Source organism: Colwellia sp. E150_009 (genome assembly GCF_053543955.1).
In genome coordinates this window covers 1-13,987 of the sequence record NZ_JBHFOM010000067.1, presented here as the reverse complement: position 1 = coordinate 13,987, position 13,987 = coordinate 1, and the positions used below count along the sequence as shown (strand labels likewise).

Here is a 13,987-nt window from a genome sequence, read left to right as displayed (position 1 = left end):
GCAAACTGATAACATCACAAAATTGAAGAAATATAGAGTAACTATGTTTAATCAATTTTCCTTGTTCTAAGCTCGCTAATGAAGCTCTGAGTTGGGAAGAAATTTAATCAAATTGGTATAATATATTAGTTTAATAGCTATAGCTTATTTAAAATCATACCCCTTAGCAACTGAATATAAGCTGAACAGCTTTTCTTATACATTAATACACACAACATACTCAGCTTTTTTTTATGCATTCAGCTTACATTCATCTTGATTACGTTTTAATAACAACACAAACAAAGCGTCTAAGGATTTATCATGCTTAAAAATACTCACGTAACTAAACCAAACACAATAAAAATATCAGTGACAGGCCTACTTCTGTTTATGGCACAATTACTTCTTTGTGTGCATGTTTCTGCCGCTGAAGTCAGCCATTCTTCTACTCCCTCTTATTCAATTTCTCAAGGAGCATTTAAAAGTGAGTTGAGTGATAATAAACGCAAGGAGATTATGTTAACTAATAAGCTTATAAATATTCCTGATCAGCTGAACAATAAGGCAACATCAATCACTAGGAAAGAAATGGCTAGTCGTCATAAAAAGCAAGCTAAAAAATCAGCCAAAAACCTGATATCTCAACGTAATTATTATAATTATTACGCTGACTTTGCTATTTATAGTGCAGCAAGTTTTTTAGACGATGATTTTGACAATGACGGTTTTTATCAAACTTTTAGTGTGGTTTTTGATGCTGATATATATAGCTATACCGCCAAACAATGGGGTGAAGTTTATGCCTTACTCTATTTAAGCAAAAATGGTGGCCCTTGGATTCACTACTATACAACTGATAATTTTATTATTGAAGGGGAGTCAGACGCAGATCAATACGAAGTTATTACCACATTTTTATCCGGTTATTCAACTGATTATTACGATGTGTTAATTGATTTGTATCAGGTTGGTTATAACGATATTGTAGCCAGTTACAGCGCTGATAATGATAATGCCCTCTATGCTTTATCACTTGAAAGTGCCGACTATGACGAACCATATGTTGACGTAGTAGAGGTTCATGGTGGCGGTAGTTTTTCGTTAATTAGCTTGCTTATTATACTCGGTAACATTTTTAGACTATATTACAAAAACTAAAATAACGATTAGCAAAGCGATTAGACAAGTCTTATAAAAAAACCACATCAAATTTGATGTGGTTTTATCATTTACTCAACACTTGATTTATTAATCATTCTATAGCAAATACTAGCCTTTCAAATCATCGAAAAACTTTTTTACACCATCGAAGAAACCTGTTTCTTTTGGGCTATGCTTTTTACTGCTTTTACCCATTTTTTCTTCTAATTGACGTAATAAATCAGCTTGATCACCCGATAAGTTAACTGGTGTTTCAATAACCACTTTACACATCAAATCACCTGTTGTAGCACTACGTACTGACTTAACACCTTTGCCACGCAAGCGGAACATTTTGCCCGTTTGTGTTTCTTTCGGTACTTTTAATTTTACTTTACCGCCTAAAGTTGGTACTTCAATTTCACCACCTAATGCCGCAGTAACAAAACTAATTGGCACTTCGCAATATAAGTGGTTTTCATCACGAACAAAAATATCATGATCACGTACATTTACTTGCACATATAAATCACCTGCTGGTGCACCATGCTCACCTGCTTCACCTTCACCAGACAAACGAATTCTATCACCCGTATCAACACCTGGTGGGATCTTTACTGATAACGTTTTTGTTTTCTCTACGCGCCCTTGACCACGACATGAAGGACATGGATCAGTAATAATTTTACCTTTACCACCACATGTTGGGCACGTTTGTTGTACTGCAAATAAACCTTGGCGCATTTGCACCTGTCCATGTCCATGACATGTAGTACAGGTTTTAGCTGATGTGCCTTTTTTAGCACCTGAGCCATCACAGGGTTCACAACTAACATAAGTAGGCACTTTAATTTCTAAACTTTTGCCTTTTACAGCATCTTCAAGATTTAATTCGACGTTGTAGCGTAAATCAGAGCCACGTTGTGCGCGTGATTGTCGACCACCGCGACCTCGCCCACCGCCAAAAATATCACCAAAAATATCACCAAAAGCATCGCCGAAGTCACCTTGACCACCGCCAAAGCCTCCACCGCCGTGACCGCCTTGTTCAAAAGCAGCATGGCCATATTGATCATAAGCAGCACGCTTTTGATCGTCTTTTAGCACTTCATACGCTTCTTGAATTTCTTTAAAGGTTTCTTCTTTCTCTTTATCGCCTTTAGTTCTATCAGGATGGAATTTCATCGCTAACTTTTTATAGGCTTTTTTGATCTCTTTTTCATCAGCGCTTTTTGCAACACCGAGCGACTCATAATAATCACGTTTTGACATAAATGACTTCTTTTGATTTACACTTTAATTAACATTGGCTTTAACGCAAGAAGCGCCGATTATATCGACGCTTTAATTTTACCTCGCTTAAATAACAACCTTTTAATCGAAATATTAAAGCTAGTTAGCCTAAGTTCAAGGAGCGGTGCTCACCTAAATTAAACTAAATAGCCATAACAAAGTGACTAAAATTATTTGTCGTCTTTAACTTCTTCAAATTCAGCGTCTACAACATCATCTGCAGGAGTTTCGCCACCTTCAGAAGCTGCACCTTCAGGCGCGCCTTGTGCTTGTTGTTTCGCTTGAGCAATTTCCATTAATTTAGCAGACGCTTCCATTAATGCTTGAGATTTAGCATCAATGTCTTCTTTATCTTCGCCTTTAAGTGCTGTTTCAAGTTCAACAATAGCTGCTTCAATTTTTTCTTTATCTTCGCTAGGTAAATCATCGCCAGCTTCTTCAACTTGCTTGCGAGTAGCATGAACCATACCGTCAGCTTGATTACGTGTTTGCACTAATTCTTCAAACTTAGCATCTGCGTCAGCATTGGCTTCAGCGTCACGTACCATTTGTTCTACTTCATCATCTGATAAACCAGAAGACGCTTTAATGGTGATTTTTTGCTCTTTACCTGTTTTCTTATCTTTTGCTGTTACATGTAAAATACCGTCAGCATCAATATCGAAAGTTACTTCAATTTGAGGTGTGCCACGTGGTGCTGGGTCAATACCTTCAAGGTTAAATTGACCTAATGATTTATTTGCACTGGCTTGCTTACGCTCACCTTGAACAACATGAACCGTAACCGCGGCTTGGTTATCATCAGCAGTAGAGAAGGTTTGCGATTGTTTCGTTGGGATAGTGGTATTTTTATCGATAACTTTAGTCATCACACCACCCATTGTTTCAATACCTAATGATAATGGTGTTACGTCTAAAAGAAGTACATCAGTTACATCACCAGAAAGTACACCCGCTTGAATTGCAGCACCCGCAGCAACAGCTTCATCAGGGTTAACGTCTTTACGTGGTTCTTTACCGAAGAAATCCGTAACCGCTTTTTGTACTAAAGGCATACGTGATTGACCACCAACTAAAATAACGTCATTTACGTCACCTACTGATAAGTCTGCATCTTTAAGTGCTTGTTTAAGCGGTTCTAATGTTGCTTTAACCATATCTTCAACAAGCGATTCTAACTTAGCACGTGTTACTTTAATGTTCATGTGCTTAGGACCTGAACCGTCAGCCGTGATGTAAGGTAAGTTAACATCGGTTTGTTGTGCAGAAGAAAGTTCACACTTCGCTTTTTCAGCGGCTTCTTTCAAACGTTGCATAGCCAATGGATCCGTTGTTAAATCCATGCTTTGGTCTTTTTTAAATTCAGCAACAAGATAGTTAATTAAACGGTTATCAAAATCTTCACCACCTAAGTGAGTATCACCGTTAGTTGCTAATACTTCAAAAGTATGCTCGCCATCAACTTCGTCAATTTCAATAATTGAGATATCGAATGTACCGCCACCTAAATCGTATACAGCAACAACTTTGTCGCCTTGTTTTTTGTCCATGCCATAAGCAAGGGCGGCAGCAGTTGGTTCGTTAATGATACGTTTAACATCTAAGCCAGCAATACGACCAGCATCTTTAGTTGCTTGACGTTGTGAATCGTTGAAGTAAGCAGGAACAGTAATTACTGCTTCAGAAACAGTTTCACCTAAATAATCTTCTGCTGTTTTTTTCATTTTCTTTAATACTTCAGCAGAAACTTGTGGTGGCGCAACATTTTTGTCACGTGCTGTAACCCATGCATCACCATTGTCAGCTTTAACAATACCAAACGGCATAATTTTAAGGTCACGTTGAACTTCTTCGTCTTCAAAACGACGACCAATTAAACGCTTAATTGCAAATAAGGTGTTTTTTGGGTTAGTTACCGACTGACGTTTCGCAGGTTGACCTACTAACGTTTCGCCATCTTCTGTGTAAGCAATAATTGAAGGAGTGGTACGGTCACCTTCTGCATTTTCAATAACACGAACTTTGTCGCCGTCTAATACAGCAACACAAGAGTTAGTTGTACCTAAGTCAATACCAATGATTTTACCCATGAGGGGGAAGCTCCTATCTATTACGTTCTAATACGTTTTACTCTCGTTGAAAGTAAAATATTTATCTGTTGTTGAAATAGTAAATGGGGGTAGGAAAACACTTTTCAATAGAAAATTTGTAAAAATTTACTTTTATTTAAAATAAAGTCTTACTTTATTGTTGTACACTTTGATTAACAAGAAAGGGCTGAGACGAAAAAACCAGACAAATTGTCTGGTTTTTATAAAATATACAAACTTTTAATTTATAAAATAATTTATTTTAGCAATTAAACTGACTCATCAACACTCGGTGCAGCCTTTGATACCATAACCATTGCTGGACGAATTAAACGGCCATTTAATTCATAACCTTTTTGCATTACTGCAATCACGGTATTTGGCGCAACGTCTGGTACTTCTTGCATAGACATGGCTTGGTGCAATTCTGGGTTAAAAGGTTGATCTTGTGGATCAACCGCTTTAATACCAAATTTTTCTAACGACGAAATTAAGCCTTGCAAGGTTAATTCAACACCTTCAATAACGGCTACTTTACTTTCATCCTCTTTATCAATATTTTGTAAAGCACGTTCTAAGTTATCAACGGTAACAAGTATTTCGCCTGCAAATTTTTCCAAGGCAAACTTTCTTGCTTTTTCAACATCTTGTGCAGAGCGACGACGAACATTGTCCACTTCAGCTTTCGCGCGAATCACGGAATCTTTTTGATCAAGAACGGTTGCTTCCGCTGTAGCTAAAGCAAGCTCTAACTCGTTTATGCGTTCTTGTTCAGCACTAAGGATCTCATGTGCATGTTCATGCTGATCTTCAACTTGCTCTTCTGCGTCTTGCACTATTTCTGCTGCTAACTGTTCTTCAGCAGTTTGCTGATTTTCTGATTTTGTAGACTCTGTCGTCATAAAAAACTCCAATTAAATCTTAATAACTTTACAATAATATAAATACATTGATGCTAATTATGGGGTCAAGATTACGCTATTCAAGCCCTTCAACAATAGAAATAATTTATTCACTAACTTTACATGATTTATAGCAAATTTAAATCAAACTAAATAACTTCTCTTGTTATTAACGCCAAAAAATTCATTTTATCAAATACAAACTTTACAAGCCACGCAAATAAAGGGAAACTTCTTATAATTAGATTAATTACGAAATAATTGTTATGGCTCAACACTATAAAACAATTGGGCTAATCGGTAAGCCTAACCATCAAGGTGCAAGTGCAACAATTTCAGCACTGCATGAATACTTACTTAATAATAGCTATCAGGTATTGGTAGAAACAACAGTTGCTACATCATTAACAATAGAGGGTATGCACATTTGCTCTCTTACCGATATTGGTGAGCAAGCCGATCTTGCCATTGTTGTAGGTGGTGACGGTTACATGCTGGGTGCTGCGCGTGTTTTAGCTTGTTTTGATATTGGTGTTATTGGAGTAAACCGTGGTAATTTAGGATTTTTAACTGATTTATCACCTGATGAAATAATCAAACCATTAACAAAAATATTACAGGGTGAGTCTCGCTCTGAACAACGCTTTATTATTGAAGCTGAAGTATATCGACACGGTAAACTGAAAAGCTCTAACAGTGCAGTGAATGAAGCAGTACTCCATGCGGGTAAAGTAGCCAGTATGATAGAGTTTGAAGTACACATTGATAACTCTTTTATGTTTAGTCAACGTTCAGACGGTCTTATTATTTCTACACCTACTGGTTCTACTGCTTATTCTATGTCGGCTGGCGGCCCTATATTAACCCCTAACTTAAATGCGCTATCTTTAGTGCCTATGTTTCCACATACATTAACTAGTAGGCCTATTGTTGTTGATGGTAACAGTGAAATTAAACTTATCTTAGCTAATGAAAATCAAGAAAGTTTGCAAGTAAGCTGTGATGGCCATGTTATTTTAGCCGTTATGCCAGGCGATGAAGTAATAATCAAAAAAAGCGCAAGCACTATACGTTTAGTACATCCGCTTGATCACGATTACTTTAATGTGTTGCGAAGTAAATTAAGCTGGGGTAACAAACTATACTAGTATTGTTCTCAGCAAATAAGCGAAAATAATAAGTAAAAAATAACAGTAAAAACATTTGCATTATTTACATTTACTGTATAAATTAACACCTAAGTATTTATACAGTATTATTAGGTGCTCTACATTATGCTTTTACAATTAAACATTCAAAATTTTGCCATTGTTAAATCGCTTGATATAGATTGGCAATCAGGCATGACTACTATTACGGGCGAGACGGGCGCAGGTAAATCAATTGCCATTGATGCTTTGGGCTTATGTTTAGGTGAGCGTGCAACCACTAATGTAGTTCGTCCCAACAGTAAAAAAGCAGAGCTTGCCGCCACCTTTGAAACACAGAACAATACTAATGTGCAACAATGGTTAAAACAACATGACCTATTACTAGAGTCGAGTAGTGAATGCATATTACGGCGCGTTATTTCTGCTGAAGGCCGTTCTAAAGCCTATATAAATGGCAGCCAGGTACCCCTAGTACAGCTGAAAGAAGTAGGTCAATTACTGATTAATATTCATGGCCAACATGATCATCAATTAATAACTAAATCAAGCCAACAGTGCAAATTACTTGATGAATATGCTGATAATAAATCCGCACTTGATGAAGTCAAACATTACTATCAGCAATGGCATAAACTCAATAAAGAGTTAACTTTATTACAACAAAATAAGCAGCAACGAGAGGCTGAACAACAGCTTTTGCAATACCAGGTGCAAGAGCTAAATGAATTTGCTCTACAAGCAGATGAATTTGAAACTTTAGAAAGTGACTATAAACGTCATGCTAATGCGCAAGATTTACTGGACACTACTTTGCAAACTCTGCAAACCCTTACAGAAGATGAAAACTTTAACGTACTTGACTCATTGAGGCATTGTAGTGAAAACATTAGTGCTATTGCACGCCTAGACAAGAGATTAGTGAACGTGGCAGCATTGCTTAACGACTCTTTCGTTCAAATTGAAGAAGCCTCTGCCGACCTTAAACACTATTATCAAGATCTTGAGCTAGATCCCCAAGCCTATGCCATGATCGAAGAACGCTATTCAACAGCTTTGCAACTTGCAAAAAAACACAACCTACCTCCAGAAAACTTAGTTGGCTTCCATCAAGAGTTAATTTTGGCTTTGGCTGCAATATCTAATGATGAATCAAGAATTAATACCGTAATAACAGAAATTGCCACAACCGAACAACACTACCTCGAGTCTGCTGCAGTATTAACAGCTTCAAGAAAAAAAGCAGCAAAAACATTAAGCCAGTTAATCAGCAAAAGTATGCAAGAATTGAATATGCCCCACGGAAAGTTTCAAATAAGCATTACACCAGCAAATGAGAGCACAAGCACTATCTCAAATAATGGTTTAGATAAAATAGACTTTCAAGTTAGCATAAACCCTGGCCAAGCATTAGAAGCAATGAATAAAGTTGCTTCAGGCGGTGAACTATCTCGCATAAGTTTGGCAATGCAGGTAATTTTAGCTGATAAAGTGGTTACGCCAAGCCTGATATTCGATGAAGTCGATGTAGGAATTAGTGGACCAACCGCTGCCATGGTCGGTAGAAAATTACAACAACTCGCAAAAAACACACAAGTTATTTGCGTAACACATTTACCGCAAGTTGCCTGCAAAGGCCATCAACAATTCTTTGTTAGCAAATTAACCGATGGTGAACACACAGAAACAAAAGTTACGGAACTAAGTGAGCAAAGCCGCATCCAAGAAATAGCCCGCTTACTAGCAGGAGATAAAATATCAGAGCATAGTTTAGCTAATGCACGTGAGTTATTAGCAAGTTAAATAAATACCTTGCTGTGAAATTTATGAAAAATAGCTTTGTATCTAAAGCCGTGCTTCGTTACTATACCCAATCTATTTCAAGGGGCTAACCTCTAGACACCTTGGGGTAGTTTTGGGTGTCCCTGTTTACACATTACATGTTAATGTATATTTGTATTATTTTATATTGAAGGAAAGTAAAATTTCATGTTGTTTCGTACCTCAATTATTGCCATAGCGCTATCACTTTCTGCCTGTTCAAGCTGGGTTTATCGAATAGATATTCCGCAAGGTAACTATCTTGAACAAAAAAACATAGACAAAATACAAATAGGTATGACTAAAGAACAAGTTAAATTTGTTCTTGGTAGCCCAGTAATAGTAGATGCATTTGACAAAGACACATGGAATTATATTTATCGCTTTAAATCTGGTCGTAGTGAAACGTTAGATATGCACAAAAGCTTTACTATAAAATTTAGTGAAAATAAATTAGTGTCAGCGGAAGGTGATTTTGAATTATCAGAAAATTTCAATACACCATTTAATGCTCCCATTAAAACAGCTGAAATTGATAAGAAAAAGTAATGTAGAAAGCGAGACAATAGAAAATAATAAAACCAGTAGAAAATACTGGTTTTAACTAGGATTTATTTTTTAAAAAAGTATTAATAAAAAAGCTAACCCAAAATAAATAATTAAAACTTACTGGTATCTGTAAATAAACCAACTTTTAAATCTTTAGCTGTGTATATTTCACGGCCATCAACGCTAACACTTCCGTCAGCTAATCCCATATACAACTTACGTTTAATTACACGTTTAAAATCTATTCTAAATGAAACTTTTTTTGCTGTTGGCAAAATTTGCCCTGTAAATTTAACTTCACCCACACCTAGCGCTCGCCCTCTGCCTGGACCACCTGTCCATGCTAAGAAAAACCCAACTAACTGCCACATAGCATCTAACCCCAAACAACCAGGCATAACAGGGTCGCCTTTAAAGTGACAATCAAAAAACCAAAGATCTGGAGTGATGTCTAATTCGGCTTCAATAAATCCTTTACCGAACTCCCCCCCCTCTTCAGTAATGGTAAGTATGCGATCCATCATCAACATATTATCAGAAGGAAGTTGAGAATTTCCTTCCCCAAACATTTCACCAGTACCAGCCTTAACTAAATCTGCTTTGTTATACGAACTCTGTTGTGCCATTGCCATCAGTATTTATACCTATAAAAGTTGTTTACTTGAGTATGTAATATTTCTTGGGCGCTACTTTAGCGAACACTTGTACACTAAACAACTCCGAACAGTAAAAAATATGAGTTTTAATGACAATAGTCAACTTTTATAGTGTTATTATGCTGCATGTTGATATTGCAAAATTGGTCGGTCAGGGTAACATAGTAGCTAATTGTAGCAGGTTATAAAAGGCATTGAGGTAAAGATGGACGATCTAGTTAAAAAGAAAAAAAAAGCAATGACAAATGCCGAAAAACAAAAACGTTACCGAGAAAGACAAAAATTGCGTGGAAAACAAGAAATGCGCGGCTATTTATCACCCGAAGCAAAAGTCTGTTATCAATTAATTTCAGAACAAACAAATTGGTCTGACAGTATTATTTTAAGTAATGCTGTACGTTTAACTTATGCTGCCTATAAAAATGGGCAAATTGGCTTACTCAATAGTTGGTTAAAAAACAACGAATTATAAAAGGCAAAATCCATTGATAAATATATTATTAGTTGATGATCACGAACTAGTACGCTCTGGCGTTAATAGAATATTAAATGAAGTTAAAGGCTTTAAAGTTATTCATGAATGTGAAACTGGTGAAGATGCAATTAAATATTGCCGTAAAACTGAGCCTGACGTTATTCTAATGGATATGGATATGCCAGGCATGGGTGGATTAGAAGCGACAAAGAAAATTTTACGTATAGCGCCAGATATACAGGTAATTATATTAACAGCCCACACAGAAAATCCTTTTCCAACTAAAGTAATGCAAATTGGTGCAGCAGGCTTCTTAACCAAAGGAGCTGGACCAAATGAAATGATTAACGCAATTAGAGCCGTACATAGCGGGCAACGCTATTTACCTGCCGAAATAGCCCAGCAAATGGCACTAAGCCAATTCAAATCAGTAGAAGAAAACCCTTTTAGTGAGTTGTCTGACCGTGAATTGCAAATAATGCTAATGATCACTCGCGGCGAAAAAGTACCTGATATTTCAGAAAACCTACATTTAAGCACAAAAACAATTAACAGTTACCGTTATAGAATGTTTGAAAAACTTGGCGTTGGAAACGATGTTGAATTAACACATCTGGCTATTCGTCATGGCATGATTAACACAGAAAAATTATAATTTTGTCAAACACAACCACCAACACAGACATGCCAGCAATAAATTTTGATAGTGAAGCCTTTTTAAATTCGGTTACCGAACAGGCTGGCGTTTACCGTATGTACAATGCTGAGCAAACGGTTATTTATGTAGGGAAAGCCAAACAGCTTAAAAAGCGCTTGGCTAGCTATTTTAGAAAAGATGTAGGCTCCATTAAAACAAAAGCCCTTGTAAAGCAAATTTGTGCAATCGACGTCACTGTAACCCACACGGAAGGGGAAGCACTGATTCTTGAAAATAACTACATCAAAAAATATCAACCTAAATATAATATTCTCCTGCGTGATGATAAATCTTATCCCTATTTATTAATTACTCATCATAAGCACCCAAAACTTGGCTTACATCGTGGTGGAAAACGTACCAAAGGTGATTATTTTGGTCCTTACCCAACGGTAGGCGCTGTTTGGGAAAGTTTGCGCTTAATGCAAAAAATTTTTCCTATTAGGCAATGTGAAGACAGTTATTACAAAGCACGCTCTCGCCCTTGCTTGCAATATCAATTAGGCCGTTGTTTAGCACCTTGTGTCGATAAAATATCTCAAGAAGATTATCAACAACAAGTTGATTTAGCCAAGCTATTCCTAAAAGGTAAAAGCTCAATGGTTACTGAACAGCTTGTAAAAAAAATGGAACAAGCAAGCGAAGAGTTAAATTTTGAACAAGCGGCTAAATATCGAGACCAAATCACTACCTTACGTAAAGTTCAACAACAGCAATATGTTAGTGGTATTGCCGCAGAAATGGATGTTATTGGTATATATCGATTGAAATCCCAAGTTTGTCTTCATTTACTTTGTATTCGTGATCATAAAATATTAGGCAGCAAAAGCTATTTTCCCATTGTGCCAAGTGAAACAACCGATGAAGAAGTCATTCAGGCTTTTATTGGACAGCATTATTTAGGTAACGAGCTTGGTAACGGTACAAATGAAGGATTGCTTCCAAAAGAAATTGTAGCACCCAACGAATTTGAACAATTAACTGAATTAGCCGCTTTGTTATCAGAACAGTCAGAGCATGACGTTAAAATATCAACCAAAGTGCGTGCTGAACGTCGACAATATCTAAAACTTGCAGCCACCAATGCACAAACAGCACTTGTTACTCGTAATAGCCATAAAGAATCGATGCAAGCAAGATTTGTTGCCTTAAATGAAGTATTTGAATTAGCCAATGGCATCAACAGAATAGAATGTTTTGATATTAGCCACACCATGGGGCAGCAAACAATTGCCTCAAACGTTGTATTTAATCAAGAAGGTCCTCTTAAAAGTGATTATCGACGGTATAACGTACACGGCATCACACCAGGTGATGATTATGCCGCAATGGCATTTGCGTTAAATAAGCGTTATGGCAAAATAAAAGCTACCGATGAAGAATCATTAAAAAAAATGCCTGACATCGTTTTTATTGACGGCGGCAAAGGGCAATTAGCAAAAGCAGAAGACTTTTTTGCTTTGCTAAGTAGTGAACAATCACTAGACAAAATTCCTTTACTCGTTGGCGTTGCAAAAGGTGAATCAAGAAAACCCGGCTTAGAAACCTTAATATTAGCGGGTTCTCATCAATTAATATCTTTACCTGCCACCTCTCCCGCTTTACATTTAGTACAACATATTCGTGATGAATCTCACCGTTTTGCAATAACTGGACATAGAGCCAAAAGACAAAAAGCGAGCAAAAAATCTTTATTAGAAGAAATAGAAGGAATAGGCGCTAAAAAACGACAGGCATTACTTACTCATTTAGGTGGTATGCAAGAGGTAAATAAGGCTGATATAGCTACATTAGAAAAAGTACCAGGAATCAGTAAAGCGTTAGCAACAAACATTTATGAGACTTTACATAACAAGTGACTATGACTAATCAGCGATCCTGTGTAGAATAAAGTCAGATTTTTTGCAGTGACATTTCAAAGTTAAATAAAAACTATGTGGACATTACCTAATCAAATAACCTTATTCCGGATCATTTTGATCCCCGTTTTTCTACTTATTTTCTATTTACCTTTATCATGGAGCCACTTTGGTGCCTTTGCTGTATTTTGGACAGCATCAATTAGTGACGCCTTAGATGGATATTTAGCCCGAAAATTAAACCAATCTTCAGCATTTGGGGCTTTTATTGACCCTGTAGCCGATAAACTCATGGTAGTCGCAGCCTTAGTGATGATAGCGCAAGACTATCAAACATGGTTAGTAGCAATACCGGCCATAATTATGATTGCCCGAGAAATATTCATCAGTGCCTTAAGAGAATTTATGTCATCTCGTGGTAAACGCGACGTTATTGCCGTGTCTGACATGGGAAAATATAAAACTGCCGCACAAATGTTAGGCATTATGGGATTAATTTGGCGTCCTGATTATGATATTCCATTAATATTATTTTATCTGCCGCACGAAGTTATCAATTATGCTGCTTATTTTTTCTATTTTATTGCCACTATTTTAACCGTTTCAACCTTAATAAATTACTTCAAAGCTGCGTGGCCTGAACTGAAAGGCTAAAAAGCTGTTTGCTATAACATCAAATTAGCTGCTTTTTGAGCAGTCAACAGAAAAAAAGGATTTAATAGTTGACTGTAACTTAATTCGATGTAGAATGCGTTTTCGTTGACAGGGTGTCGACAAATGAAGCGGCTGTAGCTCAGCTGGTAGAGCATCACGTTGCCAACGTGAATGTCACGAGTTCGAGTCTCGTTAGCCGCTCCAATTACTAGTTTTTAGTCGATGAAATATCGACAGATGAAATCATCTCAACTCGCGTTGATAAAATGGCGGGTTGGCAGAATGGCTATGCAGCGGATTGCAAATCCGTGGACCTCGGTTCGACTCCGGGACCCGCCTCCATTATGCCCGGGTGGTGGAATTGGTAGACACAAGGGATTTAAAATCCCTCGCCGAAAAGCGTGCCGGTTCAAGTCCGGCTCCGGGTACCATTTCATCAACAAGTGTTGAGATAAAAATAGTGTTATTTATTGTTGTCAAAACAATTTAGTTACGCTAGAATGCGCCCTCATTTTTAAGTAAATGATTGCGAAAAGAAAAAGCTCTAATGAAGCGGCTGTAGCTCAGCTGGTAGAGCATCACGTTGCCAACGTGAATGTCACGAGTTCGAGTCTCGTTAGCCGCTCCAATTTTGTTTTAGAAAAAACGCAAGCTCTATGAAGCGGCTGTAGCTCAGCTGGTAGAGCATCACGTTGCCAACGTGAATGTCACGAGTTCGAGT

At 37.2% G+C, this 13,987-nt stretch carries 12 protein-coding genes and 4 tRNA genes; 12 read left to right on the top strand and 4 right to left on the bottom strand.

The window, feature by feature from the left end; all coding sequences use genetic code 11:
* Positions 1 to 303 precede the first annotated feature (303 nt).
* Positions 304 to 1,140 carry a choice-of-anchor H family protein gene (locus ACE1OF_RS19010; protein ID WP_448896424.1) on the top strand — a complete coding sequence of 279 codons (837 nt, stop codon included), beginning with the start codon at positions 304 to 306 and terminating at the stop codon, positions 1,138 to 1,140.
* 111 nt (positions 1,141 to 1,251) lie between these two features.
* Here ACE1OF_RS19010 and dnaJ read toward each other — a convergent pair whose 3' ends face one another.
* From dnaJ to grpE, 3 genes are all read right to left on the bottom strand, one after another.
* Entirely contained in the window at positions 1,252 to 2,394 is a 1,143-nt protein-coding gene (gene dnaJ, locus ACE1OF_RS19005) for a molecular chaperone DnaJ (protein WP_448896423.1), read from the bottom strand.
* Positions 2,395 to 2,585: 191 nt separating this feature from the next.
* Positions 2,586 to 4,505 (bottom strand): molecular chaperone DnaK, encoded by a 1,920-nt coding sequence (gene dnaK / locus ACE1OF_RS19000; protein ID WP_448896422.1) that lies wholly within the window; start codon positions 4,503 to 4,505, stop codon positions 2,586 to 2,588.
* A gap of 269 nt (positions 4,506 to 4,774) precedes the next feature.
* Positions 4,775 to 5,407, bottom strand: a complete 633-nt coding sequence (grpE, locus tag ACE1OF_RS18995; RefSeq protein WP_448896421.1) for a nucleotide exchange factor GrpE — start codon at positions 5,405 to 5,407, stop codon at positions 4,775 to 4,777.
* A gap of 266 nt (positions 5,408 to 5,673) precedes the next feature.
* Between grpE and nadK the strand changes: the two genes are divergently transcribed.
* The 3 genes from nadK to ACE1OF_RS18980 all read left to right on the top strand — a co-directional run bounded on the left by nadK (position 5,674) and on the right by ACE1OF_RS18980 (position 8,925).
* Positions 5,674 to 6,555, top strand: a complete 882-nt coding sequence (gene nadK / locus ACE1OF_RS18990; RefSeq protein WP_448896420.1) for an NAD(+) kinase — start codon at positions 5,674 to 5,676, stop codon at positions 6,553 to 6,555.
* 126 nt (positions 6,556 to 6,681) lie between these two features.
* Positions 6,682 to 8,358 carry a DNA repair protein RecN gene (gene recN, locus ACE1OF_RS18985; protein WP_448896419.1) on the top strand — a complete coding sequence of 559 codons (1,677 nt, stop codon included), beginning with the start codon at positions 6,682 to 6,684 and terminating at the stop codon, positions 8,356 to 8,358.
* Positions 8,359 to 8,544: 186 nt separating this feature from the next.
* On the top strand, positions 8,545 to 8,925 hold the full coding sequence (locus ACE1OF_RS18980) for an outer membrane protein assembly factor BamE (protein WP_448896418.1): 381 nt from the start codon (positions 8,545 to 8,547) through the stop codon (positions 8,923 to 8,925).
* 110 nt (positions 8,926 to 9,035) lie between these two features.
* On the opposite strand, the gene fabA is transcribed toward ACE1OF_RS18980, so the two are convergent.
* Entirely contained in the window at positions 9,036 to 9,551 is a 516-nt protein-coding gene (fabA, locus tag ACE1OF_RS18975) for a bifunctional 3-hydroxydecanoyl-ACP dehydratase/trans-2-decenoyl-ACP isomerase (RefSeq protein WP_448896426.1), read from the bottom strand.
* Between the two features lie 235 nt (positions 9,552 to 9,786).
* Here fabA and ACE1OF_RS18970 point away from each other — a divergent pair, with 235 nt between their 5' ends.
* The 8 genes from ACE1OF_RS18970 to ACE1OF_RS18935 all read left to right on the top strand — a co-directional run bounded on the left by ACE1OF_RS18970 (position 9,787) and on the right by ACE1OF_RS18935 (position 13,894).
* Positions 9,787 to 10,053, top strand: coding sequence for a hypothetical protein (locus ACE1OF_RS18970; protein WP_448896417.1), 267 nt, complete (start codon positions 9,787 to 9,789; stop codon positions 10,051 to 10,053).
* Positions 10,054 to 10,066: 13 nt separating this feature from the next.
* Positions 10,067 to 10,711 (top strand): UvrY/SirA/GacA family response regulator transcription factor, encoded by a 645-nt coding sequence (gene uvrY / locus ACE1OF_RS18965; protein ID WP_448896416.1) that lies wholly within the window; start codon positions 10,067 to 10,069, stop codon positions 10,709 to 10,711.
* 29 nt (positions 10,712 to 10,740) lie between these two features.
* Positions 10,741 to 12,612, top strand: coding sequence for an excinuclease ABC subunit UvrC (uvrC, locus tag ACE1OF_RS18960; RefSeq protein WP_448896425.1), 1,872 nt, complete (start codon positions 10,741 to 10,743; stop codon positions 12,610 to 12,612).
* Positions 12,613 to 12,687: 75 nt separating this feature from the next.
* Complete coding sequence (gene pgsA, locus ACE1OF_RS18955; protein ID WP_448896414.1) at positions 12,688 to 13,266, top strand: CDP-diacylglycerol--glycerol-3-phosphate 3-phosphatidyltransferase; 579 nt, start codon at positions 12,688 to 12,690, stop codon at positions 13,264 to 13,266.
* Positions 13,267 to 13,394: 128 nt separating this feature from the next.
* Positions 13,395 to 13,470 (top strand) — tRNA-Gly (locus ACE1OF_RS18950).
* A gap of 64 nt (positions 13,471 to 13,534) precedes the next feature.
* Positions 13,535 to 13,608: transfer RNA gene (locus ACE1OF_RS18945), tRNA-Cys, on the top strand.
* Positions 13,609 to 13,612: 4 nt separating this feature from the next.
* Positions 13,613 to 13,697 (top strand) — tRNA-Leu (locus ACE1OF_RS18940).
* A gap of 121 nt (positions 13,698 to 13,818) precedes the next feature.
* Positions 13,819 to 13,894, top strand: a tRNA-Gly gene (locus tag ACE1OF_RS18935).
* The last annotated feature ends 93 nt before the right edge of the window (positions 13,895 to 13,987 follow it).